Genomic DNA, 25,611 nt, shown 5'->3' with positions numbered 1-25,611 from the left:
CTGAACGGGGGACTGGATGCCCGACCGGATCGCAAGCGGTTGTCAGGGCATAGGAGGGAAACATGCAACGCTTGACGCGGTGGTCATGGATTCGCACCCTACAGCAATTCAGCTTTCCGATGCGTCCGTTCGTACTTGGCCTGGCGTCCGCATATGCCATCGCGGGATGGGGCGCTCCGCCGCTGCCGAGCGGGGGGCGGTTCGTCGCGGGCAACGGCGCCATAACGACCGGCAGCCAGTCGGTCACGATCAATCAGACGTCGACGCGCGGCGTCATCGACTGGCGCAGCTTTTCGATCGGGTCGTCACGCACGGTCATCTTTGAGAATGGCAGCGGCGCGACGCTCAATCGGGTGACGGGCGGCGATCCGTCCGCGATTTTGGGGCAGATGCGCGCGAGCGGCAGTGTATATCTCATCAATCCGCAAGGCGTGCTCGTGGCCCCCAATGGCGTGGTCGCGACGGGCGGGCGCTTCGTGGCATCGGCACTGAACATCGATCCGAATGCCTTCATGCAAGGCGGGCCGCTTACGTTTTCAGGCGGTGGCAATGGCGTGGTGATCAATCTCGGCAAGATCGGTTCGAGCGGCGGCGACGTGTTGCTCGTGTCGCGCAAGGCGGTGATCAACGCCGGCAGCATCGACGCGCCGAAGGGGACGGTTGAACTGGCGACGGGCAATCAGGTGCTGTTGCAGGACGCGTCCGGTGGCCAGCAGATTTTCGTGCAGGCGGGAAGCGGCGGCACGGTGATAAACGCGGGCACGATCGGGGCGGCGCAAGTCAGCCTGCAAGCGGCCGATGGCAACGTGTATGCCCTCGCGGGCAACAGCGCTGCGATCCGCGCGACCGGCACTGCGACGCGCGATGGCCATGTCTGGCTCGTCGCGGACAAGGGCGAAGTCCATGCGAACGGCACGATCATCGCGAAGAATGCGGACGGTAGCGGTGGCGCCGTCGACACGCGCGCAACGACGCTCGACGCCGGGGGTGCGACGGTGCTTGCGGGCCATTGGACCTTGAGCGCACCGACCTTCACCATCGACGCGAACGGCGCCAATGCAATCTCGCGCAGCCTGGGCAAGGGCACATCCGTGGACGTCGCGACCACGGGCGCGAACAGCGATATCACGGTGAGCGGCAACATCCAGTGGCAAGGCGGCGCATCGCTTGCGCTGAATTCCGCGCATAGCGTGTTCGTCGTCTCTGGCGCGGCCATCCGCAACACCGGCAGCGGCAACCTCACCGTTCGCGCCGATGCAACCGGCATCGATAACGGTGGCGGCATCGGCAATCGAGGCACGATCGACTGGTCGAGGAGCAGCGGCATCGTCAGTCTGCTCTACGACATGAACGCCAGTTATTCGGCTGGAACGCTGCTCGCCAATCGATGCTGGACCGCCGCGCCCTTCAGCGGCCACATCACGCAGATCACGGCGTACAAGCTCGTGAACAACGTGGCGGACCTCGGGAAGGTGTCGCAGGATCTGAAGGGCAACTACGCCCTCGGCAAGGACATCGACGTGAAGACGGCGGCGGGCACGTCGTTCAGCCTCATCGCCCCGACCGACGCGGCGCCGTTCGGCGGACAGTTCGATGGCTTCGGCCATGTCGTCAGCAACCTGAACATCCAGGTGCCGGATCAATCGTATGCGCCGTATGCCGGGCTGTTCGGTGTCATTGGAACGACCGGCGTCGTACGGAACCTCGGGGTTGCAAACGCCGCGGTGGAGGGCGGTATTGGCGGCAGTTACGGCGCGCTCGCCGGTCGAAACGATGGCGTCGTCGCCTATGCATGGTCGACCGGTGGAGTAGGATCGGGCGTGCCATTCGGCGGCGCCGTGGGCGGCGGTCTCGTCGGGTGGAACAAAGGCACCGTCGAACGGTCGTGGAGCGGCGCATCGGTCGGCGGCAATGGCTCCTATGGCGGCCTCGTCGAAAACAACGAAGGCCGGATCGTGCAGTCCTACGCGACCGGCCCGATCAACGTCGGCGGCTCGCATACGAGCGGCGGCGGACTGGTCGCCAGGAACACCGGGTTGATTCAACAATCCTATGGCACGGGTCGTGTCGGCTCCCTGATCGGAGACGGCGCACTCGTCGAATTGAACGACAACACAGGCATCATCGAAGAGTCGTTTGCCGTGGGGTGGTCGAGTGATCGACCGACGCCCGATACCAACGGGGCCATCGCCACGCTGAACTCGGGGACGATCCGCAACGATGTGTACTGGAACAAGGAAACGACGAATCACCTGAACGCGGTGCATATCAACGACGGCGGTACGGCGCCGCCCGCGACGAACGGACTGACCACGGCGCAGATGAGCAATCCGGCGAGCTTCGTGTCGTGGAGCTTCGGGCCTTCAGGCGTCTGGGCGATGCCGGCGGGCGCGACGCATCCCGTGTTGCAGTGGCAACTGACGGCGCACTGAGATATCTTTGCTGCGGATCGGGCCGGCCCTCGACCGGCCCGCAACGTTCAGGCGTTGGCGCCGCCATCGACCGTCAGCGTCGCGCCGGTGATGTAGCCGGCGTTGGCGCTCGCAAGAAAGACCACGGCTTGAGCGATGTCCTCGCCCTTTCCGTAATCGCCGGTGGCCGTCAGCGATTTCAACGTCGCCGCGAACGGACCTTCGACAGGGTTCATGTCCGTGTCGATGGAGCCGGGCTGCACCAGGTTCGCCGTAATCCCGTGCGGGCCGAGTTCCCGCGCCAGGCCTTGAGTGAGTGCAACGAGCGCGGACTTGGAGGCGGAGTAGACACCGAGCATCGACGCGGGAACGCGGTCGGCAAAATAGCTGCCGATGGAAATGATGCGTCCATTCGCTTTGAGATGAGGGATCGCCGCCTTTGCCGCGAGAATGGGCGCTCGCACATTCACGTTGAGCGTCGCGTCGATGTCTTCGATGGATATTTCCTTCACATTGCCCATCCGCAGAATGCCGGCGTTGTTGACGAGAATATCGAGGCCGCCCAGCGCTTCGACCGTCTCTTGCACGGATGCGTGAATGGCCGATGCATCGGCGCTATCGGCCTGAATCGCGATGCCGCGACGGCCCTCGGCCTCGATCGCCTTCACAACGTCCGCAGCCTGCTCTGAAGACTTTTCATACGTGATGGCGACATCCGCGCCGGCAGCCGCCAAAGCCTTGGCGATCGAAGCTCCGATACCGCGACTCGCTCCGGTGACCAGAGCGCGTTTTCCACTAAGCGTCATGATGCTCTCCATTGTGTGTTGATCGTTACAATAATGAGCGGCTCGCAACTTGCCCGCTGCTTGCCGCTCGGTACGTCAGGCGAAAAGATGCTGAATCTCGGCGTACGGCAACGGCCGGTCATCGAGTGCCTCGGAACGGCCATGCGCGAGAAACGCCTCTGCCATTGCCTTCGCCTTGCCGAGCACGACCTGCGAGATGCCGCTGCCCGCACTGAGCCGGCGCACCCCTAGTTTTCCGAGGGTCGCTGCATCGGCCAGGCCCGGGAGCGCCATGACGTTCAGAGGCCGCCGGATTGCACCGGCAATCGTCTGGATGTCGGACGGCTGCACGAGCGCCGGAAGGAAAAGACCATCCGCGCCCGCCGACGCATACAGATCGCCGCGAGTGATCGCCTCTTGCGGCTGCTTTGCTTTCTCGACGAGGTTGGCAAGAAAGACATCGCTGCGCGCGTTGACGAAGAGATCAAGGCTGGCTCTCGCGACGGCATTCCTGATCGCCTCGATCTTTGCGGCGAGAAGCGACGCCGCGTCGGGTCCGTCTTCGATATTGATGCCGGCAATGCCCAGATCCACGAGTCGCATCACATGGTCCGCGACGGTTTGGGGATCGTCGGCGTAGCCGTTTTCGACGTCGACGGACAAGGGCACTTCGAGCACGCGGACGATGCGTCGAACCGAGGCGATGACTTCATCGAACGGAAGCATGCGCCCGTCGGGATAACCCAGCGCCCACGCAAAGCCTGCGCTCGTCGTGGCGATCGCGGATGCGCCTTGTGCCTCGATGAGACGCGCGCTGCCGGCGTCCCAGGCATTCGGCAAACGAAGCGGTGTCGAATGGTCGTGTAACTGCCGGAACGTGCTCGCTTTGGAGATGACTGTTTCCTCGAATGTCGAATGAATGGGCGCTGCGAAGTGCGATGGCCGGACTCAGGCCGCCATCGCGCCTTTTGATACCGCGAACGATGCGATGCGCCGCGTGGCAAGCCCGGACACCAGGATCGCGATCACGACGGGAATCGCGGAGAGATAGCCCAGGTTGTGGCTGCCGGTAAGCGGGATCACGGCGGCGCCGAACGTGCCGGCGATGGACACGCCCACATAAGTCGCTGACGTGTTGAGGCCGACCAGCACCGCGGTCATCGGCGGATTCAGGCTTGCGAGGCGGAACTGTTGCGGCACGAGGACGCCCCACGCACATGCACCCCATATCGTCACAGCGATTGCGGCACTCCAAAGATGGGCGCTTGTGATCGGCATGGTGAAGATGACGACCGCGACGATAGCCAGTTTGATGATGACGACCCTGTGGGAACCGATCCGGTCGAGAATGCGCCCCGTCAGCAGGTTCGAGAACGTCCCGGCCAGGCCCCACAGCACCAGTAGCCCGCCCAGCACCGTTGGGCTGCGACCGGTCGCACGATCGAACACGACGGAGAAGTAGCTGAAGATGATGAAGGTGCCGATCTGAGCCAGCACCGTCGTCGCGAGCGTCAGTCCGACGCGCGCATCGGTCAGCGGCGACAGACGTGCGCGCAGCGAGATGGCCGGCGGCAGCGGCACCTCGGGCATGAACGCGAGGATGCCGAAGAATGCCGCTGCGCCGAGCGCGGCGACGAGCACCAGCGTCCAGTGCCAGCCCGCGAGGCCGCCGATGACGGCACCGATGGGCGAGCCGAGCGCGGTAGCGGTGGTCAGGCCTGCCACGATGATCGACAACGCGTATCCACGTCGCTCCGGGGGCACGAGTGCCGCGGCCGTGCCGCTGGCCGTCGGCGAAAACATCGCGGCGCCGAGGCCCGCCAGAGCACGCGTAGCCAGAGCGACGCCAAGGTTCGGCGCCACGATGGTGCCGAGGTTGGCAATCACAAAGAGGCCGATGCCGCTCAAAAGCAGGCGCTTACGTCCGACGTTCGCAGCAAGCGCGGCGATGGTCGGACCCAGCAGCGCATAGCTCAGTGCATAGACGCTGATCAACTGACCCGCTGCACCAATGCTCACGCCAAACGAATGGGCAATTTCAGGCAGGATGCCTGCGAAGACAAAACTATCGGTCCCCAGCGCGAACATACCGAGTGCAAGAGTGAGTAGTCGTCGATCCATTTCAACTTCTCCCGAAGGATAGAGATTGCGAATTGCGTTGCGTGACGAAACTATAGGGGAGCCGACTGGATCGCACTATCGACCGAAACCGGGAAGCTGTTCCCCGTAAAATGGTTAAGTTGCGTCATGAAACTCGAGTTAGGATGTGCCTATCATGTACAGAAAACGTTTCGACGAAATGGATTGCTCGATCGCTCGCGCCCTCGACGAGGTGGGCGAGTGGTGGACGCTGCTGATCGTGCGCGAGTGCACGCAGGGCAGCAGGCGTTTCGACGAGTTCCAGAGCGGGCTGGGTATCGCCCGAAATGTTCTGACGGCACGGCTCGAGCGGTTGATCGAGCTGGACATTCTCGAACGCTTCCCGGTTGCGGAACGCGCGAATACGTTCGGTTACCGGCTGACCTCGAAAGGAGCGGACTTGTACCCGGTGCTGGTCGCGCTCATGCAGTGGGGAGACAGATGGCTGAGGCCGAATGGCAAGCCGCCTATCGCACTGGTCGAACATGCGAGCGGAACGCCCGTCGAGACCTTGGAGGTTCGCGGGGCGGGTGGGCATGCGCTGGGCTATCGGGACGTTCGCTTCGCTGCCGGTCCCGGCGCGACGAAGAAAACGCGAAAGGTCATCGAAAACCGCAATGACCGGGTGCTCGGCGATCCGGGCGAGGAATCGTGAGCTTGACGACCGAAGATTAACGTTTCTTTTGCTTGCCGAAGCGGGACAGAGATTCCCTGAGTCTCGGCGCCGCGAAGTCGATGAAATGCCGCAGTTTGATGGCCATCAGGTTTCGGGACACATGAACCAGATGCACGGGCACAGGGTCGATCTCGAACTGCGGCAGGAGTATTTCGAGCTGTCCGCTGCGGAGTGCTTCGTCGGCGTCGTGCTCGAACACGTAGGTGATGCCCGCGCCGTCCGCCGCGGCGCTTACGGCGGCGTCGGGCGACGTGACTTCGAGCCGGGGCTTCACTTCCAGCACATAGACCTTTCGAGTCGACGGAAGCCGGAAGCGCCAGGGCGACAGGTACGGGCTATTGAAGACAACGCACGCATACTTCACGAGTTCGTCGGGTTCGCGCGGAGGCGTGCTCCTGGCGAGGAAGGCCGGACTCGCGCACACGATCGGCCGCAACGAGCCGATGCGCGTGGCGATCATATTGCTGTCCGGCAGCTCGCCGATGCGCACGGCGAGATCGGCGTGCGAGTCGATGAGGTCGATGTTGCGGTCGGAGAGAAGGAGCCGAACCGTAATGTCCGGATACTGCGCGAGGAAGCGGTTGATGACCGGTAGCACATGCAGGCGGCCAAGTTGCACGGGCGCGGTGACGACCAGTTCGCCTCGTGCGGTCGCGAATTCGCCCGTGGCTTCGTGCTCCTGTTCACGCACGAGTTCGAGGATGCGCCGCGCTGCCGCGACGTACGACATGCCTGCGTCGGTCAACGTGAGCTTGCGGGTGGTTCGTATGAGCAGCCGGGTTCCGAGCAGCGCTTCAAGATCGGCGACCTTGCGGGTAAGCGTGCTGACCGGTGTTTTCAGTTTGCGAGCCGCCGCCGACAGGCTGCCCCCGTCCACCGCGGTCACCAGCATTTCCATGGCTTCTAGTCGGTCCACCGCGCGTGCTCACGTGGAATTGGTCGCCGTATTGTAGGGGAAGTGGTCCGCGAAGGCTTGATGTCATCTCTCGTCCTGTCATGCGGCAGCGCGGCTGTGCGTAAGCATCTGACTCTGGAGATCCGCAATGTATGCACGGGCTATCGCGCAATGCGTGGAAGCAGTCAGAACGATGGAGAAGTATCTCGACAAGGCTGAGCGCTTCGCGAGCGCGAAGAAGTTCGATGTCGCGGTCCTGCTATCTACGCGCCTCGCCCCGGACACGGGCGGATTGCTTTATCAGATACAAGGCGCTTTCGACTATCTCAAGGGAGGCGCCGTGTGGCTCTCGGGGCAGCAGCCTCCGCAGCACGAAGATAACTAGCGAACGATCGAAGAAAGCGCGTGTGCGCATCCGCAAGGCGATCGACTTCGTCGAGAGCGTGGCGGCGGAGCGATACACCACGCGGCCACTCAGGTCGTGAAAGTGTCGTGGGTGCGGGGCAAATTGACTGGAAAAAACTATCTGCCGCAAATCGTGATTCCGAACGTGTACTTCCATGTCGCCATGGACTATGCGATTTTGCGTATCAGCGGAGTCGACGTCGGGGAGAGGGACTTCATCGGTCCGGTCAATGCCTTCAACGCTTGAGTGGCCGAACGGCACGAGTCGTTGCTGAAGAGGGCGAACCGGGAAAGCCAGTGCTTCATTTTTCGTTACATCACGTTACAATCTGAAACATCTCGTGTATAGTACGTAGCGTTGCGTTTGGAGACCTATATGCTCACAAAAAGAATATCGGTTAGCTATCGTGTATCGACGCGCTTCAAGGAATTGCTCGAAGCTGCCGCTAAACATGAAAACCGGAGCCAGACAAACTTGCTCGAGACGTTGCTTTTCGATTTCTGTCGAGCGCACAAGATAGAAACAAACACTGAGAGACTAAAAGCGTGAATCACTTCAACTAGCCGTCGTCTTCCTGACGTCGGGTCCGCGCGTTCCCTTGCGCTTGCGCGCCGCGCTTACTCATCGGTCGAACTGTTGTGCCAACCGGGATGGTGTCATCACGTATGGTGTCATCACGTCCAGGCGTTCGTGCATACAGACTCGCTTTGACTTCGTTATTTTCAGATTCATGCGCTCATGAGCATTGCTTCTGTTTCGTTATCCTTTGTACTTCACGTGTTTGTTCTATCGGCACTTGGCTTCGCGCTTGCGTGCTTCATCGGGCAATTCATCCTCCCCTTCCTTCGTGTGCGGCGCGAATTCGGCCGCGCCGCGCGCGTACTGAAAGCCCTGAAGGGCGCCGGCGAGCGCATTGATGCGGACCGCATCGGTGAGGAGGTCATGAAGGGGACCGGGTTCGGGCACTGCTGGGACGAATACCGCGACACGCTTCACGCTCAGAAGCGCGTCGATGCGGCGGGCATGACGGAAACAGGCCGTTGGCGCGCGACAGCGACCGCGAGCACATTCTTTACCGAGCAGGCTCTGATCGACGCACCGCTGCGCACGGAATTCTACAAGCATCTGCCCGGTATCTTGACGGGCATCGGGATCATCGGCACGTTCTCAGGGCTGATTCTCGGCCTGAACGGCTTCAAGATCACCGACGATCCGCAGGTGGTGCGCAGCAGCCTCGAATCACTGGTGTCGAGCGTGGGCGGTGCGTTTTCGCTTTCGGGGCTGGCCATTGCCCTCGCCATGGTGGTGACCACCATCGAGAAGGCCATGGTCAACAAGCTCTACACATTGCTCGATAGACTCTGCTGCGATATCGACGGCCTCTTTGAATCCGGCGCGGGCGAGGAGTATCTGCAGCGACTCGTCGAGGCATCCGAAACATCGGCCACGCAGGCGATGCAGATGAAAGAATCGCTCGTTACCGACCTGAAGCAGGTTCTGAGCGAACTGACGCAGCAGCAGATCGCGGCCATCACCCATACCAGTACCGCACTCGGACAGTCGATTACCACGAGCCTTACCGAGGGCCTCGCCGAACCGCTTGCGCGCATTTCGAACGCAGTGCAGTCCGTTGGCGACAGTCAGGGCGAAGCGGTGAACCGGCTGCTTACCGACGTGTTGTCGAGTTTTACCGCGCAAATGGAGAACATGTTTGGTTCGCAACTGCGCGGCATGAACGACATGCTGCTCAAAACAGCCAATACCATCGAAACGGCATCGCACGGTTTCCAGGCGCTCGCCAGTCAGATCCAGCAGGCCGGCGCAGGTGCCGCCGATGCAATGGCCAAGCGTGTCGAAGAAGCGCTGGAGCATATGCAGGCACGGCAATCCGAGAGCAACGAACAGATGCGTGCGTTCGTCGATCAGCTGAAGGAAAATGTCGCGCGCGGTCAGGCGGAATCGACCGATCTGACCAAGGAGATGATGCGTCAGTTGAGCGAAAGCGCGTCGTCGCTCGTGAAGGGTCTTCAGGAGCAGAGTCACGCGAGCCACGCAGAAGCGGCCGCGCGTCAGACCGAGGCCAGCGAGCAGATGCGCGCCTGGATCGAAGAGGCGCGCGCCAGCATGGTGAAGGGCCAGAGCGAAGCGGCAGAAGCCTCGACGCGCGTGATCGGCCAGTTCGGGGACCAGGCAGGCGAATTGATCGAGTCGCTGAGGCAGCAGAGCGCTTCGGCGCAGGAAGAACATGGACAGCGTCAGGCGCAGCTCGCGGCGCAGATCGCCGGCCTGCTCGACGAACAGACCGGCCAGATCGCGAAGGTGACCGAGGCGGTCAATCGCGGCAGCGTGGCGATGCTCGATGCGGTGAACAAGCTCAACACCGCGACCCACGGCAACATCGAACGCATGGGGCAGGGCGCCGAACGTTTGCACGACGCGTCCGCACGCCTCGCCGACAACCTTCGTTCCATGGAGGCTGCGAGCGACAGCGTGAACGGCACGACCGAGCGTCTCAATCAGGCGGCAGCCTCCCTGACGAGCTCGCTCGGCAGCGTGCAACAGGTGCTCGCCGATCAGCGCACCGTGCGCGATTCGCTCGCGGGTATGCTCACCGAACTGCGGGCCGTAGTGGAGACCGCCTCCCGGGAGGCGTCGGTGAAGCGCGATCTGGTTGCGTCGATGGATCATGCGAGCAAGTCGATGCGCGAGGCACAGGGCGTGACCCGCCAGCATCTTGACGACCTCGTCGAAGACATGAGCAAGGTTCACGGCGAGTTCGCCGAGCAGATCAGGCGGACCTTGCGCGAGGGTAACAGTGCGTTCCACACCGAGCTTGCGCAAGCGACCGGGATTCTGAAGGGAGCCATCTCCGATCTGGGCGACGTCTTCGACCGATTGCCGGCCGCCGTCTGACGAGAGGCGGACTAAGAAATGCTGGGCATTCAAACACCCGCGCGGCGGCGCAACCGTGATGAAGGCGAGAAACCGTTCTGGATATCGTTCTCCGATCTGATGACGGCGCTGATGGTGCTGTTCCTCGTTGCGCTGAGCGTCGCCTTGCTGGCGGTGACGAAGCACGTGTCGGAGGCGGAGCGTGAAGAGAAAGAGCGCTCCGAGCAGATCAGTGCGCTGATGAAGGAAGTGGAGCGCGTTGCGAACCAGTTCGAGGGGGTGCGCGTGATCGGCACGACGATCGACTTTGGACCGCGCGGCCGGTTCGAGCGCGAAGGGCAGAACATGCTTTCCGCGCCGCAGCGCGAACTGCTGCGCGACTTCACACCGCGTCTTCTTGATCAGTTGCGTACGACCGACGCCGGCAGGAACTGGTTCAAGCGCGCGACCGTTGAAGGCTACGCAAGCCGAAGCGGAAAATATCTGTTCAACCTGAATCTGAGTCTCGAGCGCAGCGAGCGCGTGCTGTGCGAACTGCTGCGCGATCCGGGACATGACGAGCCGATGCTGTCGTTTGCGGATCGCAAGTTGGTGGCGACACGTTTCTTCGTCGGCGGCGCGTCTTTCAACTCGTTGCGCGCGACGGCAGACGACAGCCGACGCATCGAATTCAAACTCGAATTCAAGTCACGCCAGGAGCGCAAGGACGAAGCCGCTCATGTGTCGCCCGAAAACGATGACGTCGCGCTCGAACAAGCGCTCGACCCGAAAGAACGATGCCCGCTGATCGACCGCTGACACCCATCGGAAGGAAGGTGCTGGAGGCCATGCTGCACGAGCGTGCCGGCGCGTGGGGCCAAACGCGCGACATGGCTATGGCGCTGCGCGACATTCGCAAAGCCTTCGGCGACCGCAGCGATGCGCCATCGCTCGATCAATTGAAGATCGCGCTGCGGGCATTCTTTGCCAGGCGCACCGATCTGAGTCCGACCCAGGTCAAGTACGTCTGCTACGGTGTGACGGTGCCGCACGACGATACGGAGGATGGCGTACGGATCATCGACGACCGTGCGCTCTTTCAGGCATTAATGAAGGTGCTGGGCGATTACGAAACGCAGGAAGGGCGCTTTCGCCAGTGCTACCAGGGGCTGCTGCAAGGCTACTTCGGCTTTCGGCGCGATCCCGGCGAGAAGTCTCAGGCGCATCAGAACTGGATCAATCTGCGGCGCTACCTGAGCGAACGCTTGCCGGCGATGCATGCGAAAGCCACATCGCGCGAGTTCGTGCCGGACTGGCTCGGCACGCTCAACGAGCACAAGAATCTGCTCACGGACAATCCCTGCGGACGCTATGCCGACATGTTCGAGGCGGGCAAAACGGATGAACTGCGGGCGCTGTTCGGTGGACTGGGCATCGAGTCGAACTCGTGGATATGGGACGAAGTAGTGATGGCCTATGTCCGCTCGGTTTGCGAGCGAGGGGACGCCGAGTTCTACGACGCCTTGCGCTGTGTGCTGCCGTTCCTGAACGGCAGGGCGGATATCAAGCTGCCGCAGTTGCTCGCCGTGCGCGCGACCGCGATGATCGTGAAGCGTTATGCGCAGTGCCGGAGCCGACCGGAACACGACGGCCTGCGCGATACCTGTGTGGCGCTGATCGGGAATCCGTGGCTCGATCCTACTGCCTGGCACGCCCGCGTCGGCTACGAACCGGCGCGCGAGATGGTCGAGGGATGGCTGAAGCGCCGTCTGATCAAGGACTTCTTCGAGGTGCTGGCGAAGGATGGGGCTGCGGACTTGCGGCGGCTTCACTACTGGCTCAAGTGGGAGCCTCAGATTTCGGATATGTGGTTCGTGCTCGGCGCGGACGCGCGAAACAACCGGACGGCGGCATTTAGCAATGTGCGGAAGCGCATGGGCAATAGGGAGCGCGTGCTCGAAAAATCCACCGCCGACAACAACGCGTTCATCATGCGGATAGGCCCGCTCATCGTAATCGAATTTGGTCTGACCGGAAACGCATGCTTCTTCTTCTCAAATACGACTGTTCCGGTCACGTTGAGCGCACGTGCTTTTGATTTGAGCGACTTGAAGAATACCGATCGTATGCTGGAGAAGCATTCGCATCATTCAGGTTGGGAAGATCGATTCGATTCCGTGCTCAGCCGGCTTCTTGATGAGAGGTCCGCGAATGGGCACCCGCCCGAAGCATCCATTGCAAGCGGTCAGTCTCGCCCCTCGTCGTCGCAGAGAATCGCTACCCCTCGCGTCGCTCGACCCGACGGTTGGGAGATTCAGGAGTTGCTGCGAAAGTGCGCGAAGCACGGCATCTCCTACGAAGACAACCGCCCCAAGCGAGGAGCCTTGTGGGTTCTTCTGAGTGACCCGAAACGCAGCCCGCGCATTGCCGAGGAACTCGTCGAGATGGGTTTCAAATACAAGGAAGGCAGCGGCTTCTGGATCAAGTGAGGGAACCTCCATGCTGGCAAAGCTATTCGGCCGCAACAAGACGGCAACGGTAACGCACGAGGCGCCTGCTGCGCCGTTGATCATCGACGAAGACGGCTTTCGCTATGCCTCGCCCGCACCGCTCGCGAGGCAATGGCTCGCTGCACCGTACGACTATCCCGATCACGCGGAACTTGGCGCGCATCTCGCGCAGGTCGCACAAGAAGGACTGGGCCTCGCGGTCGGATCGGGATTTCTGCTGTCATGGGAGGATGTCTACAGCATCCTCGCGCACCCCGAGCTGGACGCGTTTCGCGCGCCGTTGCGTTTTCCGCCGGACACGCCGTTGCGACCACGGCTCGTCAGCACGGGCGCGCTCGGTGACGCAAATTTCTCCCTGCGCATCGATGAATGGGTGGACGCACAGGGACGTGGCGCGCGTCCTGCCCCGAAGCTCATCGGGAAGACGCTGCGCACGGTCTCGTCGGAAGCATTGCTGCCCGCGCCGTTAAGCGAGATGCTCGATTTGCTCGCGCGTTTTCATACCACGCTGGCGAGCGAGCGCACACTTTCCTTCAAGGAGCACATCTATGGCCGCGTGCGTGCGTTGGCCGCGCAGAGCGGCTGCCCAGTGTCGGATTATGTCGCGAGCACGGTCGTGCTGGCACCGGAGCATCTGAAACTCGACGTCGAGCGCCGTGGCGAAGGCAACGCGGTTGTCCTCGAAATCGTGCCGAAATTCGATGGCTCGCCTGATAAATGGCTGACCCAATTTGACCGTCTGCCGCTGCAGGATCGTTACGAGGTGCCGGAAGGGTCCGCGCTCGTGCGCGTCGTGCCCACACCTGAAGTGAAGGCGGTGCTCGGCGAGATCAAACGAGAGATGCCTGGCCGGCGTGTAGCGGGGCCGCGCGCGCAGGCTTTCGTGCGCAATCCGTTCGCCACGCTGGGAGAAAGCGCCAGGGTAGTCCTCGATGCCAGCGTGTTCGAGGCGACTTGCGAAGCGGCGGGCATCGTCTTCGAGTCGTTCACGCCGCAGGTGGAACGCAGCGAGCGCGGGCGGATCGAGCGCGTCGCGTTGCTCGTGCAGCCGATTTCCGCGGGGGGGCAGAGCGCCACCGTGGCCTGGATCACCTCGCCCGACGACCTTTCCGCTTTCACCGATCGCCTGTCGCGCGCCCTCGACGACGGCTCGCAATGCGTGACATGGCGCGAGCATGAACTGGAGATCGTCGGTGACACCAAAGAACACTTGCAGATGCTCTCCGGCTGGTTGCGCGAATGGAAGAGCCCCGCGCTCTGGACCGCATCCGAAGTCCTCGACCTCAGCCACTATTCGGAGCGCATCCATGAGATTGGCGAGGAACCTCCGTTTGCCGTGCCGGTCATTGCGCTGAACCGCGAGCAGGGCGGCTGGTTCGAAGGAAACGTCACGATCGGTTTGCGTGTGGACGATCCGGCGAACGGCGGGACACGCTACATCCCGTTTCAATTCGGCGAGATTCCTTCGCTTCAGGAATCGGTGAACGCGGCGCGGGCTGCCGGCGCGGATCGCGTGGTGCTGCCTGGACTCGTTCAACCCGTTCCGATAGCCGACGCACAAAGCGCCCTCGATGCACTGGCGAAAGCGTGCGCTGAAGTGCAACGTGACGAGTTCCAGGGCGGCGGCGCGAAGTCGGTCGCAAAGAAGCGCCTCATCATCAAGCGCAATTTCGAGGACATCGATTACAGCGAGGCGCGTGCCGACGCGCTGCAGATGCCGCCCGAACGCATGCCGTCCATTCCCGGCGCGCTCAGGCAGGAGGTCGTGCTCAAGCCGCATCAGAAAGTGGGTGTCGCGTGGTTGCAGCATTTGTGGGAACTGTCGCCGGCGGCGTGCCGGGGCACGGTGCTTGCCGACGACATGGGCCTGGGAAAAACCTTGCAATTGCTCACGTTCATTGCGTCATGCTTTGAGCGCGAGCCGCAACTGGAGCCGGCTCTGATCGTCGCGCCGGTTGCGTTGCTCGAGAACTGGCGCAGCGAGTTGAATCGCTTCTTCGCGCCCGATGCGTTGCCGTTGTTGCTGCTCTACGGCGAAACGCTGAAGACGTTGCGCGCCAGCCGAGAGGAAATCGATGAGAGCCTCGCGTCGCAAGGCGTAACGCGCCTGTTGAAGCGAGACTGGATTGGCGGCGCGCGGCTCGTGCTGACCACTTACGAAACGATGCGTGACCTGGAATTCGCGCTGGCGCGTCAGTCGTGGTCGATCATGGTGTGCGACGAGGCGCAGAAGATCAAGAATCCTGCGGCGCTCGTGACCCGTTCTGCGAAGAAACAGAAGGTGCGCTTTCGCATTGCATGTACGGGCACGCCAGTAGAGAACACGCTCGCGGACTTGTGGTGTCTCTTCGACTTCGTGCAGCCCGGCTTGCTCGGCGCGCTGAATCAGTTTTCACGTGCGTACCGCCGGCCGATCGAGGCGAAAACGGAGGAGCAGCAGGCGAAGGTCGAGGAGTTGCGCGGCGTCATCCAGCCGCAGATCCTGCATCGGAAGAAGAGCGATGTCGCGAAGGACTTGCCGGTGCCGGTCGAGGATGTTTTGTGCAAGCAGTTGCCGATGTCGCCGTATCAGCAGCGGCACTACGAAGCCGCGCTCGCGACACTGCGTGAACAACGCCAGACCAACCCGTCGGCCCAATTGCTGGCGCTCCTGGCGATCCGCAAGATTTGCACGGACCCGCACGGTTTCGCGGAACCCGCCGTGCGCGACATACCAATCAGGCGGCTCGTGGACGAGTCGCCCAAAATGGGCTGGCTCGCGAACACGCTGAAAGCGCTCGCCGCTGACAAGGCGGGCGGTCACAAAGTCATCGTGTTCTGCGAGTTCAGGGAGTTGCAACTGGTCCTCCAGCGCGTCGTCGCTGCGTTGTTCGGCTTCGCGCCGAGCATCGTGAACGGGAATACATCCGCAGACCCGAGCGCCGTCGGCAATCGCCAGCAACTGATCGACGCGTTCCAGGCCACCGCCGGCTTCAACGTCGTCATCCTCTCTCCGCTGGCAGTCGGCTTCGGCGTGAATATTCAGGCGGCCAATCACGTGATTCACTTCACCCGGACCTGGAATCCCGCGAAGGAAGATCAGGCGACGGCGCGGGCGTATCGAATCGGGCAGACGCGAACCGTCACACTCTACTATCCCGGCGTCGTAAGCGATGCCTTTCCGAGCTTCGATGTTCGCCTCGATGCGCTGCTGCAACGTAAGCGCGCTCTGGCATCCGACATGTTGAACGGTTGCAGCGATCTGACGGTCGCCGATTTCGCGGACTTCGGGTGAGGCCGGGAGAAACCTCGAATGCTTCGACGCAGCCGGACCTGAGATATCCGAGGCAACGCGAATCAACGGTCCTTACAATGCGTTGCCAACTATGGCATTCGAAAGACAGAAGGCACAGGGAGAGCATATGAAACAACTTCGCACGCTTGTAGGGCAAGCACGTTTCGAATACGAGGGCACACTGGCGACGGGCTATAGGATTGTCATGGGCGGGAGCCTGACTCCGGATACGGTGAAACCGGAAACGCTCGAGCGCATGATGGAGCATTTCGGCCGCGAGCAGGAACCGGTTCTCGTTGGGGCCTCGCGCGACAAGCCGCCCGCGGGTTCGCTCGGCGCATGGCTGATCGAGAACCGCGATCGTCGACGGCAGGTTGCATCGTATCTGGCCGCCATTCTCGTCGAGGACGGGCACGTGCAGATGTCAGGCGGCCGGCTGCTTTTTCCGCATCGTCGCTGAAGCCTGGCCGTATCAAGTACAAAAGAAATTGCGTATGCCGCCGATAAAGAGAGCAAGCGGGCTTATCGGCAATGAACGAATGCATGCCGGGTACATCGATCAATACTTGCAAACGAGCTGCAGCATGACCGAAGTCGATCGCGGCGGCGCCGTGGACAGCAACTCCGACCTGCCTTATTTCACGGACACCGATCCGGCGTTGAGCCGGTCGTCGGGAGGACGTGATCCGCTCGGACTGCTGCCGGTATGGAGCGCGTTCGGCAGACGGCTGGTGCCGCATATCGCGTCGCCAGTCTGGCAGATCAATGGCATCAAGGCCGTCGTACTCATTCAATGGCTCGCGAACGAGGAAGCGCTCCAGCCTTTGCTCGCAGGCCGAGATGCGCCGCGCAATTTCTTCCGGCTGATGGAAGGTTTGATCGAATACTGGCTCTATAGCAACGAGCTGCGTTTGTGCTTTGGCCGTCACGCGCTTGGTACCAACAAACACGATTTTCGCGTGACGATCAAGACGGGCAAGACGGTGGCCAACGGCCTGTACCAGTACTATCGTGGCACGTGCCGTCGAGCGGGTCTCGTGGATGACGACTGGAAAGTCGCACCCGACCTCGTGGCGCAGTTGAAGCGCTGCTGGACGGCGAAGGCTACCGACGAGCTGATCAAAACGCTGACCGGGCCGCTCGCATCAGCGAATGTTCCGCTCGTGCCCGAAGCGCATCTGAAGGGAACACAGGTGTCGAAGGCGCTTGAGAAGCTTTTCGCCGGTGACACGCTGCGCACGCTGTTGCAGTCGAGCTTGTTCGGCACGGAGAGCCAACGCGCGCTGCTCAATGATTTTCGAACGATCAGGAACGCGGCGGCAGAGAACGCTTCGGACTTCCACGCGCTATTCAGCGCACTCGGCTCTGACGAACTCAATCAGGACCTCGACTATGTGCGCCGCTGCGAGCCGTTCCTTCTGGTGATGCAGGACGTGTTCGACTTGTTGCGCGGATCGCCAGGCAAGAAGATCGGAGCGATTGCGCAAGATCTGGACGGCGACTTCGATGTCATGCGCGAGCGCGCGACTGCTTTCCTGCCGCTCGGCGCCGTGCTGTTGGCGCCGCGCATGAAACAAATGCAGACGCTTGCTGCTCGTCTCGCGTCCGATGAGGGCGCCGGACGAAGCGCCCCCTTGATCGCATTCGTGCGCGAGCTGGTGGACTATCACAAGCGCTGCATGACCGAGCGCGCGCGCGAGCCGCTCGTGCTGATCGAAGGTGATGTGATCGTCTTGCCCGTCGCTGGCGATCGTGACCCCAGAAGCGCGAAAAAGCGCTTGTCGGCAGGTACGCCCTGGATGAACGACTACTATCTCAATGCGGCGTCGAGTCTGTACAGCCAGGCCTTCGGAGCAGCCGCATGAGTAACGCTTCCGCCCGCATCGACCGCGTGATGCGGGCCACGCTGGAGAACATCCGCGATCGCTTTGACGCTGATCAGACGCGCTACGTGTTGTTCACGACGTTCAACTTTGCGTCGCAGTTTTTCGAAGCCAATGTATTGCCGCTGCTTCTCGGCGATAGTGTCGATGAGCTCAACGGAGCATCCGAGACGCGCTACGCGATCAACGAGGATCTGAAGCAGCTTCGTTGCCTCGTCGTTTGCGATCGCTCGACGGGTCCTGAGCCCAAAGGCGACCTTCGCTACGGACTGTTGCCGGTGGGATTGCCCGCGGGCCGCTTTCATCCCAAGCTCATGCTGATGGCCGGCACGCTGAAAGGCACAGGCCAGCGAGGCATGTGGCTCTCGGTAGGCAGCGGCAACCTGACGCTGTCGGGCTGGGCGATCAATCGCGAAGTGATCGGCCGGACCATTGTCGCGCGACAGCACGCGTCGGCGTTGCGCCCGCTGATCGCCTGGCTCGCCGTGCAGGCGCAAAGGCAGGTTGCCGTGTCGGGACCCGATGCGGTGGAAGGCAAGGAGGAAGGCGAGATCCGCGAGATTCTCGACTACTTGCATCACGCGCTGGGCGACGCCGGTCAGTTCGCGTCCGACACGCCGGACATGCCCGCTCTGCATCTGTCCTTGCCGGTCGAGGGACGGGCATCACGCGCGATGATCGATGATCTGAGAGGCGATCGTCGATGGCGCATGGCGAGAGTCGTGTCGCCGTACTGGAGCGGCGTGGATCGTATCGTCGCGAGACTCGGCGTGGAGCAGTGTGTCTTTACGCCTTCCGTCGATGTCGAAGGAAAGTACCGCTTTCCCGTCGAAACGCTCGCGCCTCCGGGGAGTTTCGCGCGATCGTTCGAGCGCTTCGCCACGGAGCGCGAGCGATATACGCACGCCAAGGCGCTGATGCTTGAGGACGACGACGCGCGCGTACTGTGCATCGGATCGGCCAACTTCACGCTGGCCGCCATGCTCGCAGATCGCGGCCAGACGTTGATCAACGTCGAAGCCATGCTTCGCTATTCTCTGGCGCAGCATGCAGATCCTTGGCATGGCGCCTTCGAAAGCCTCGGCGAGACCGATCTCACATCCTCCGGCGAACGGGACGAAGAAGACAGCGCGCCGCCACTTCCGCCGTTCGAGGCCATCGTGACATGCGACTGGAGGACAAGGCAGTTCCACGCCCAACTGACGGTGACGAGCGACGAGCCGGTCCGCGATATCGTGCTTCGCGTCGATGGCTTCACGCACCTGTTCGCCACGGCGACGCGCGGGCAGACGCAGGTGGCGTCGCTCGGTCCGTTTTCCGGACTTCATCCCGTGCGTTCGTTCCATGTGTCCTATGTCCACGCGAATGAGGTCAATGCCACGTTTCGCGGGCTCGTCACGCAACTGCGTGCATTCGACGACGAATTGGGTTATCAGGCGCGTCCACGTCTGAAGAAAGTGCTGGAACTGCTTCGCAAGCTGAATCCCGCTCTGCCAGAGAGCAGGATACGTGAGCGCGCCGCGCTCGGCGCGGAGGGCGGCGATGGCGAAGAGGAATCTGCGGAGCCGACCTTCGATTTCTTTGGCCTGTTCCAGGCCACATGGAAGATGCTCGAGTACTACGGCACACCTGACAGCGCAGGAAACTGGCGCAACCCGTTCGAGTCGCTCGCGCCTTACGGAGCGACGACGCTTTATCGCGCGATCACGCTGCAGGCGGCTGAGACGCACGAAGAGAAGATCGGCCGCTACATTCAACTCGTGGAACTGCGCGACGTGGTCGAACGACTGGAAGCGATCGGTCGGCACAGACTCGACGACGATACGCGCCTTGGCATCAACACTGAAATCGACAATCTGACGGCCATCATGACTGAACTGCTTGGCAACTCGTCTTCCTTCAGGTCGATGTTCGGCGACGTCACAGCCGAGCGCAGCCAGGCGTTTCTCGAGTGGTTCCATGATGAGATGAGAAGCACAGCCGAACTTGCGACAGGTACCACGCATGAGTAATGACCGGAATCTCGTTCCGAAGCAGTTGACCGCGGACATCGTTCGCTCCTATATCGATTTCGACGGGCACGACATGACGCAGCCGGGCGTCGTCAGCCCGCAGGCGAGAATCCAGAGCGAAGGCGTGGCCGGTCTCTGGCATCTGCTGGTGACAAAGGGTTTCGCTTATCTGGGAGATGAGGTCGGCATGGGAAAGACGCGTCAGGCGATGGGCGTCATCGCAACGCAATTTCTTGCGCGGCCGGATTCGCGCATCGTCATCGTCTGCTCGAGCGCGACCATGCAACGGCAGTGGGAGAGCGAGTGGTCCGAGTTCCTGCGCACCTGTTACCGCCTTCTCGACAACCGGCTGATCGACACCGATGCGCGGCAAATCGAAAGACTGCATGTGCACGACAATTTGCGCGATTTCGTCGGGGCGTTGCGGGTCGGCGATGCACGAATCCATCTCCTGCGCTATTCGTCGTTCAGCAGGCCGCTCACGTTGCATGGCGACCATCCGCAGTCTCTTCTCGATGAGTATGCCGAAGTGATCGGCGGGGACAATGCCGACGCGCTGACCGATGCCGAGCTGGACATCGGGCGAGATTTTCCGTCGAAACCGAATGCCTCGCGGGACGAGATCAAGGACTGGAAACAGAAGGCGACGCACAGGCTCGCTCATGCGTACAGTCTTCGTATCGGAAAGCTGCTAACGGAGGGTGCGGCCAATTGCGAAGCTCTCCAGCCAAAGCCGAACCGGCCGGTCGATCTCGTCATCTTTGACGAATCGCAGTATCTGCGTCACGTTGACAATCAGCAGAACACGCACATCGCCGCAATCTTCCGGCACAACACGAACCACTGGCTGTTCATGAGCGCCACGCCATTACATTCCCGGCTCGGCGACATCAAGAGCCTCGACACGTATCTTTGCCGCAGGACGACGGTTCTCGAAGCCGATGGCAGCAAGCGGCCGGTCAATATTCCCGTGGATTGCAGTGCGTGCGACCAGCATGGATGCACTCGCGCGACGATGCAACTCGACCCGAAGAGCGGTACGGCGGTCGAGGTCGTGGATCTGCTCGACAAGATCATGATTCGCCGGACGCGTACTTATGCGGACCTGTCGGGTAATCACTACGGCAAGGTTCAGTATCGCAAATACGAGCGGATTGCTTATTCTGGCAATGATGACGCGTTCCTCTCGATGACGATGGCGCTCGTCCAGAAGCGGCTCGCCGCCGTGTTGTCGGGCAGGAACAACAGGTTTCGGCAGGGCGAGTGCGCGTCGTTCGAGTCGCTTTCGGCGTCCGTGCGGCGCCTGACCGCGAAGAGAAAGCCGAAGAAGGAGGGCGCGGCACCGGAACCCGAATTCGAGCCGGTGAAGGACGCGCCGAAAGTAAAGAACGCCGGACCCGGCGACGAAGCGAATGCCGCGCCGGATCGTACGGAAATCGACAAACTGGCCGCCAGTTTTGCGAGTGCGATGACCGGTTCCTGCATGGCGGGAGGCGCGCGCCAAGGCGTGACGTTGCCGCATGCAAAACTCAACCGCGCGGCCGAAGCGCTCTTCGCCCGCAGCCTTGTCGATGCCAGCAACGACAAGACGCTCGTCTTCGTACGCCGTATCGACTCGGTGGAGGAACTGCGCGATCTGATGCACGCGCGGTTTCAAGACGCCGTCGATCGGCGTATCGGCGAATGGCGCTCGCTGCTCGACAATGGACACATGTCCCTGCGCGGTGAGTTATGGGAGGCCGATTCATTCTGGGGCAGCCGCGGAGACGATCACACCAGCCCGCTCGCGACAGGCGAAGACGACGCCCCGGTCGCAACACCGGACGACGAAGACGCGGGCGAGGAGCGGCGCCAACCGGAGGCGCGGGCGCCGCATGAAACGCCGAATCTGCCTTATTTCGAAGCGCTTAAACGCGCGTCAGGGGCTGACGAGGGGCATGGCAAGCTCGTGTCGTTCTGGTCGCGTTTGCTCAGCGCGAAAGATCCGTCGCAGAATCCGCTGCGGGCCTTTCTGCTCAAGCGTCCCGATGATCTCGACGACGGCGCGCGCGCCATCACTGCCAGATACTGGACCGACAACGCTCGGCGCTGGGACCGGTTTCTCGCCGCGGTGCTCGGCGAGGCGCGCGTGAATGAGTTGCTAGCAAGCCCTGCGTACGGATGGCTCTTCGCCGATACGAAAGAGTTGTCCACCGACGCGTGGAAGCTCGCCGCGCTGCAACTGTGTCTGCTTCAATCCATGCGTCAGACCGATTTCATCGTCGATCTATACATCCTGCATACGCATGTTCTGAAGACCCGCGACGATGCGACCGAGCTTGCCGACAAGCTGATATGGCTGCTCGAGCATGGCGACGATCCGTCAGTGCATGGATTGGCGGCATACATCGGCAACTGGAAAGAGAAGTTTCGCCGCTGGATCGAGCACTTCGACCTGATAGTGGACAAAGCGATTCGCGCGGGCGTGGCGTCGGACTGGAAAGTCATTTGCCGCGAACGTGTGCATGCCGTGTTCAGGCTCATGTCGCCGGTTGTCGGACGCTCGGGTCGCTTGAAGCATGGCAATGCGGTGGCGCAATTCAACCTTCCGGTTCATCCGAACGTCCTCATCTGTACCGACGTGCTCAAGGAAGGCGTCAACCTGCATCTGTTTTGCGACGAGGTGATGCATTATGGCGTCGCCTGGACGTCGGGCGATCTCGAACAGCGCACCGGGCGCATCGACCGTCTCGGCAGCCTGATTGGAAGGCGCATCGCCCGATACGCGCAAGGACAACGGACGGCCGACGATTTTCCTCGTCTGAACGTATCGTTTCCGTATCTGGAGGGCACGCTCGACCGGTATCAGGTCGAGCGGGTCATCAGGGACAAGATCGCCAGCGACTTGCGTATGGACCTTGGCAAGCGCAAGGAGGAGATCGGCGAGCTGGATGTGGGTAAGCTGGGCGTGGACGACTCCGTGCTTATCGCCGTGGCGACGCAGGCCACACGAACCCAGGGCGATGCGGTGTTCTTTCCAGAAAGTGCCAGATTTGTCCGGATTGCGGAGGCGGCTTCGTCTCATGTGCGGGGCATCGAAATCCGACACAAGCGGCCGAATTGGTCGGACGCATCCACGTAAAGTGTGGATGGGAGCGCCGTCGTCCCGTTGTCTGAACTCGACTGCGTGCGCGTACGCCGCATAGGCCACGGCCGGCCAAACCTTTGCGCTATGTCACAGCGTCGCTGCAAGCGGATCAGGTGTGGCTCACGGAAGCGTTTCTGGTGCCGATGTCGGACGATGTGGGTGAATCGCCTGCCGCGCTGATCGCCGATGCGCCACCGTCTGCCGTGCCTGGCGTGCATGGCATGCACGAGCCGGGCTTCGTCTTTTTGATGCTTCCTTCAACACACTCGTTTGCGAGGTCGATGTGCCGTTTGCGCTTGCGGCGGCGTCGGGCGCGGACGGTAACGTTCTGCTCGAGTCGACGGGCGACGAGTTCTGGTTGTCGCGCTCGGCGGTGTGCGAGAAGGAAGCGCTCGTTTCCCAGCCCGATGGCCGGGATTTGCCGCAATGGCTTTAGGGACACAACCGAAAGCGGCGCTGGGGTATCTGCCGGAGATCACCGCGTTATCTGGTTCGCGTTGATGGTCCGCAAGGCCAATGGCGCTGAATGGAGCCTGCTCACAAGGCTGTCCCGCGCTGGTGTCGTTGAGCGCGCAACGGGCTGCCCGGCGGATCGAAGATGCTCTGGGAGTTGGCCGCGAGTCCTAATTCAAAGGGGTAGAAGCCCAGCTCGACGATGCCCGCACTCAATCGGTTTCCGCACAGTTTCGGCGCTTGGGAAGGCAGGTTCTCTGACGAGTGCAGCGTCTTTACATGGCAGGACCGATATCGCTTTATAGCGGCGTATCACAAGCCGGGCATGGGACGGGTCGCGCGGCGCATTGCTGGAGGCCTGGCGGTGCGTTCTGGACAAGATTCAGGCGCTTTCCAACTTTCAGAGGAAGGGCTGTCGCGATGCCTTCGTCGAAGCGATTGGCCTGGTTGATACGACGAGCGAGTGAGTTGCTTCCGCGAAGCTCTCGTAACAGCCATCGCCCACTTCTCGAATGCGCCCGTCGAATGCCGGTTCCAATGCTGGATACGACGATGGCCCCCTATCCCGCAGCGCGTCGAAACGTGCGTTGACGACCAACGTGCAGAACCATTACGCTCGCGATGATCAGTACCAGTGCCGCGAACTCCAATAACCCGAATTCTTCCCCGACGGCCCAGCCGATCAACAGCGCGACGGCCGGAGCCATGTAGGTCGCGGCCGATGACGCAACTGCACCGAATTCGTCCAGCAGGTAGTAATACAGAAAGAAGGAAACACCAGTACCGAGAATGCCGCCGCCGACAATGAGACCGGTCGCCGCGAGGGGATCATCGAGGATGTGCGTGACGCCGCCGAAATCCGTCACCGCTGCGAGCACCAGCACCGCGAGCCCCATTTGCCAGGTTGCCAGCGCCAGCGGAGGCAGCTTCAACGGAGTCAGAAACACACGCACGTAGACATAGGAGAGCCCGAGCACGAGCGAGCTCGTGATGAGCCAGAACACACCGGACAACTCAATCGCGCCGTTGGCGCCTTCCCATGGCCGGGCGATCAGCGTGATGCCGAAGAACCCCAGCAGAACGCCGAACGTCATCATGCTGTTCAGCTTCTCGTTCCGAAGGAAGAACGCAGAGAAGATCGCGGTGAACAGCGTGGCCGCATTACCCAGCACGGCAGCGATACCGGACGGAAGGAGCGCCGTGCCTTTGGTGATGGCGAAATAATAGAACGCCGTCGCAATGAACCCCATCACGATGAAGTGGTGAAGATGGCGTATCTGCCGAACGTGGATGACCTTTCTTCGCCAGGCGACCAGTGCCAGCGGAAGGAAGCCGAATAACACGCGCAGAAAGGCGATCTGCATCGGGCTGATCCACGATGACGCCCACTTCATATAGATGAAATTGGATCCCCAGAAGAGACCGAGCAGTACGAACGCGAGGCGCGCAAGCTTCATGACAATGACTTCTCGATGAACATCGTGATAAGCGCATCTCGTGTCCCGTCCGATGTCGCGAACAGGCTAGCCACGGTTCACGCGAGCAGCCGGGCGATGAGATCGGGTGTCGTCCGCACTTCATATTTTCGCAGCAGGCTCGCGCGATGGATGTCGACCGTGCGCGGGCTGATGTTCAGTTCCTTGCCGATCTCCTTGCTCGTCAGGCCGTGCACGAGAAACGCGGCGACGTCGCGCTCGCGCTCGGTCAATGTGCTCGCGACGTCAGTCTGCTTCCCGTCCTCGGAGAGATCGGTAAAAGTCCAGATAGCCAGTTCGAAAGGCCGCTTCGGGTTATAGCCGAAGCCGCACACCGTGACCCAGAAATGACTGCCGTCGATGCGGCGCATGATGCGGTCATCGCTGAAGACCGCGCGCTTCGCGATCAGCGGTGCGAGTCGCCGGCCGGTCGTCGCGAAGTCTTTCTGCTGCGGATAGAGCTTGGAAAACGACTGATCGACGATATCGCTGCGTTCCGCCCTGAACAGATCCAGCGCTCGCGCATTGCAGTCCACCATGATGCGCTCGCGGGCCACGATAACCGCGACGGGCAGATGCCTGAAGAGATCCTCATAGTCCAGACTGGGCATCGTGTCGGTCATGTTCGGCATGTTCCATCGCGTTTGACAGCGTTTGTGGTACTCGGCTCCTATGTAAGTGTAGCGCGCGTGCG

General features: G+C 61.8%; 17 protein-coding genes and 1 pseudogene. 12 read left to right on the top strand and 6 right to left on the bottom strand.

Features of this window, described 5'->3' with window-relative positions; genetic code table 11:
* The first annotated feature begins 62 nt into the window (after window positions 1-62).
* Entirely contained in the window at window positions 63-2,432 is a 2,370-nt protein-coding gene (locus tag AWB78_RS03385; protein ID WP_082883221.1) for a two-partner secretion domain-containing protein, read from the top strand.
* 47 nt (window positions 2,433-2,479) lie between these two features.
* On the opposite strand, the gene AWB78_RS03380 is transcribed toward AWB78_RS03385, so the two are convergent.
* From AWB78_RS03380 to AWB78_RS03370, 3 genes are all read right to left on the bottom strand, one after another.
* The gene (locus AWB78_RS03380; RefSeq protein WP_096031739.1) at window positions 2,480-3,220 is read right to left on the bottom strand and encodes an SDR family oxidoreductase; all 741 of its coding nucleotides are present in this window, start codon (window positions 3,218-3,220) and stop codon (window positions 2,480-2,482) included.
* Between the two features lie 72 nt (window positions 3,221-3,292).
* Entirely contained in the window at window positions 3,293-4,090 is a 798-nt protein-coding gene (locus AWB78_RS03375; protein ID WP_062602233.1) for an isocitrate lyase/PEP mutase family protein, read from the bottom strand.
* A gap of 54 nt (window positions 4,091-4,144) precedes the next feature.
* On the bottom strand, window positions 4,145-5,317 hold the full coding sequence (locus AWB78_RS03370; protein WP_062602231.1) for an MFS transporter: 1,173 nt from the start codon (window positions 5,315-5,317) through the stop codon (window positions 4,145-4,147).
* A gap of 154 nt (window positions 5,318-5,471) precedes the next feature.
* On the opposite strand from AWB78_RS03370, the gene AWB78_RS03365 reads away from it, so the two are divergent.
* Entirely contained in the window at window positions 5,472-5,990 is a 519-nt protein-coding gene (locus AWB78_RS03365) for a winged helix-turn-helix transcriptional regulator (protein ID WP_062602229.1), read from the top strand.
* A gap of 16 nt (window positions 5,991-6,006) precedes the next feature.
* Here the strand turns inward: AWB78_RS03365 and AWB78_RS03360 are convergent, their stop codons facing one another.
* A complete protein-coding gene (locus tag AWB78_RS03360; protein ID WP_332460074.1) occupies window positions 6,007-6,909 on the bottom strand; it encodes a LysR family transcriptional regulator in 903 nt (300 codons plus the stop codon).
* Window positions 6,910-7,054: 145 nt separating this feature from the next.
* On the opposite strand from AWB78_RS03360, the pseudogene AWB78_RS48150 reads away from it, so the two are divergent.
* The 10 genes and pseudogenes from AWB78_RS48150 to AWB78_RS46250 all read left to right on the top strand — a co-directional run bounded on the left by AWB78_RS48150 (window position 7,055) and on the right by AWB78_RS46250 (window position 23,425).
* Window positions 7,055-7,558: pseudogene (locus tag AWB78_RS48150) on the top strand (DUF1993 family protein).
* A gap of 492 nt (window positions 7,559-8,050) precedes the next feature.
* Complete coding sequence (zorA, locus tag AWB78_RS03350) at window positions 8,051-10,225, top strand: anti-phage ZorAB system protein ZorA (RefSeq protein WP_062602225.1); 2,175 nt, start codon at window positions 8,051-8,053, stop codon at window positions 10,223-10,225.
* An 18-nt stretch (window positions 10,226-10,243) separates the two neighbouring features.
* Entirely contained in the window at window positions 10,244-11,002 is a 759-nt protein-coding gene (locus tag AWB78_RS03345; protein ID WP_062602223.1) for a flagellar motor protein MotB, read from the top strand.
* A 77-nt stretch (window positions 11,003-11,079) separates the two neighbouring features.
* Window positions 11,080-12,672 carry an EH signature domain-containing protein gene (locus tag AWB78_RS03340; RefSeq protein ID WP_157697401.1) on the top strand — a complete coding sequence of 531 codons (1,593 nt, stop codon included), beginning with the start codon at window positions 11,080-11,082 and terminating at the stop codon, window positions 12,670-12,672.
* Between the two features lie 10 nt (window positions 12,673-12,682).
* Complete coding sequence (locus AWB78_RS03335; RefSeq protein ID WP_062602220.1) at window positions 12,683-15,967, top strand: DEAD/DEAH box helicase; 3,285 nt, start codon at window positions 12,683-12,685, stop codon at window positions 15,965-15,967.
* A 127-nt stretch (window positions 15,968-16,094) separates the two neighbouring features.
* Entirely contained in the window at window positions 16,095-16,427 is a 333-nt protein-coding gene (locus tag AWB78_RS03330) for a hypothetical protein (RefSeq protein WP_157697400.1), read from the top strand.
* 124 nt (window positions 16,428-16,551) lie between these two features.
* On the top strand, window positions 16,552-17,832 hold the full coding sequence (locus tag AWB78_RS03325; RefSeq protein ID WP_157697399.1) for a hypothetical protein: 1,281 nt from the start codon (window positions 16,552-16,554) through the stop codon (window positions 17,830-17,832).
* On the top strand, window positions 17,829-19,862 hold the full coding sequence (locus AWB78_RS03320; RefSeq protein WP_062602213.1) for a phospholipase D-like domain-containing protein: 2,034 nt from the start codon (window positions 17,829-17,831) through the stop codon (window positions 19,860-19,862). Before AWB78_RS03325 ends, AWB78_RS03320 begins: the two co-directional genes overlap by 4 nt.
* Window positions 19,855-22,983 (top strand): helicase-related protein, encoded by a 3,129-nt coding sequence (locus AWB78_RS03315; RefSeq protein WP_062602211.1) that lies wholly within the window; start codon window positions 19,855-19,857, stop codon window positions 22,981-22,983. The genes AWB78_RS03320 and AWB78_RS03315 overlap by 8 nt, the downstream gene beginning before the upstream one ends.
* Before the next feature lie 289 nt (window positions 22,984-23,272).
* Window positions 23,273-23,425, top strand: a complete 153-nt coding sequence (locus AWB78_RS46250; protein ID WP_157697398.1) for a hypothetical protein — start codon at window positions 23,273-23,275, stop codon at window positions 23,423-23,425.
* A 577-nt stretch (window positions 23,426-24,002) separates the two neighbouring features.
* Here AWB78_RS46250 and AWB78_RS03310 read toward each other — a convergent pair.
* Together AWB78_RS03310 and AWB78_RS03305 are read right to left on the bottom strand one after the other, a co-directional pair.
* Window positions 24,003-24,899: a DMT family transporter gene (locus AWB78_RS03310; protein ID WP_062602210.1), complete on the bottom strand. Its 897-nt coding sequence runs from the start codon at window positions 24,897-24,899 to the stop codon at window positions 24,003-24,005.
* A 77-nt stretch (window positions 24,900-24,976) separates the two neighbouring features.
* Entirely contained in the window at window positions 24,977-25,549 is a 573-nt protein-coding gene (locus AWB78_RS03305) for a PAS and helix-turn-helix domain-containing protein (RefSeq protein ID WP_062602208.1), read from the bottom strand.
* Window positions 25,550-25,611 lie beyond the last annotated feature (62 nt).

The organism is Caballeronia calidae (assembly GCF_900044055.2).
GTDB lineage: Bacteria > Pseudomonadota > Gammaproteobacteria > Burkholderiales > Burkholderiaceae > Caballeronia > Caballeronia calidae.
This window is presented reverse-complemented; position numbering and strand designations above follow the sequence as displayed.

Bases quoted from the DNA above. Each gene is read 5' to 3' on its own strand.
- AWB78_RS03330 (WP_157697400.1), top strand. From the start codon at position 16,095: ATGAAACAACTTCGCACGCTTGTAGGGCAAGCACGTTTCGAATACGAG.
- AWB78_RS03360 (WP_332460074.1), bottom strand. From the start codon at position 6,909: ATGGAAATGCTGGTGACCGCGGTGGACGGGGGCAGCCTGTCGGCGGCG.
- AWB78_RS03345 (WP_062602223.1), top strand. From the start codon at position 10,244: ATGCTGGGCATTCAAACACCCGCGCGGCGGCGCAACCGTGATGAAGGC.
- AWB78_RS03320 (WP_062602213.1), top strand. From the start codon at position 17,829: ATGAGTAACGCTTCCGCCCGCATCGACCGCGTGATGCGGGCCACGCTG.
- AWB78_RS03325 (WP_157697399.1), top strand. From the start codon at position 16,552: ATGACCGAAGTCGATCGCGGCGGCGCCGTGGACAGCAACTCCGACCTG.
- AWB78_RS03340 (WP_157697401.1), top strand. From the start codon at position 11,080: ATGGCGCTGCGCGACATTCGCAAAGCCTTCGGCGACCGCAGCGATGCG.
- AWB78_RS03305 (WP_062602208.1), bottom strand. From the start codon at position 25,549: ATGCCGAACATGACCGACACGATGCCCAGTCTGGACTATGAGGATCTC.
- AWB78_RS03310 (WP_062602210.1), bottom strand. From the start codon at position 24,899: ATGAAGCTTGCGCGCCTCGCGTTCGTACTGCTCGGTCTCTTCTGGGGA.
- AWB78_RS03335 (WP_062602220.1), top strand. From the start codon at position 12,683: ATGCTGGCAAAGCTATTCGGCCGCAACAAGACGGCAACGGTAACGCAC.
- AWB78_RS03315 (WP_062602211.1), top strand. From the start codon at position 19,855: ATGAGTAATGACCGGAATCTCGTTCCGAAGCAGTTGACCGCGGACATC.
- AWB78_RS03370 (WP_062602231.1), bottom strand. From the start codon at position 5,317: ATGGATCGACGACTACTCACTCTTGCACTCGGTATGTTCGCGCTGGGG.
- AWB78_RS03365 (WP_062602229.1), top strand. From the start codon at position 5,472: ATGTACAGAAAACGTTTCGACGAAATGGATTGCTCGATCGCTCGCGCC.
- zorA (WP_062602225.1), top strand. From the start codon at position 8,051: ATGAGCATTGCTTCTGTTTCGTTATCCTTTGTACTTCACGTGTTTGTT.
- AWB78_RS03385 (WP_082883221.1), top strand. From the start codon at position 63: ATGCAACGCTTGACGCGGTGGTCATGGATTCGCACCCTACAGCAATTC.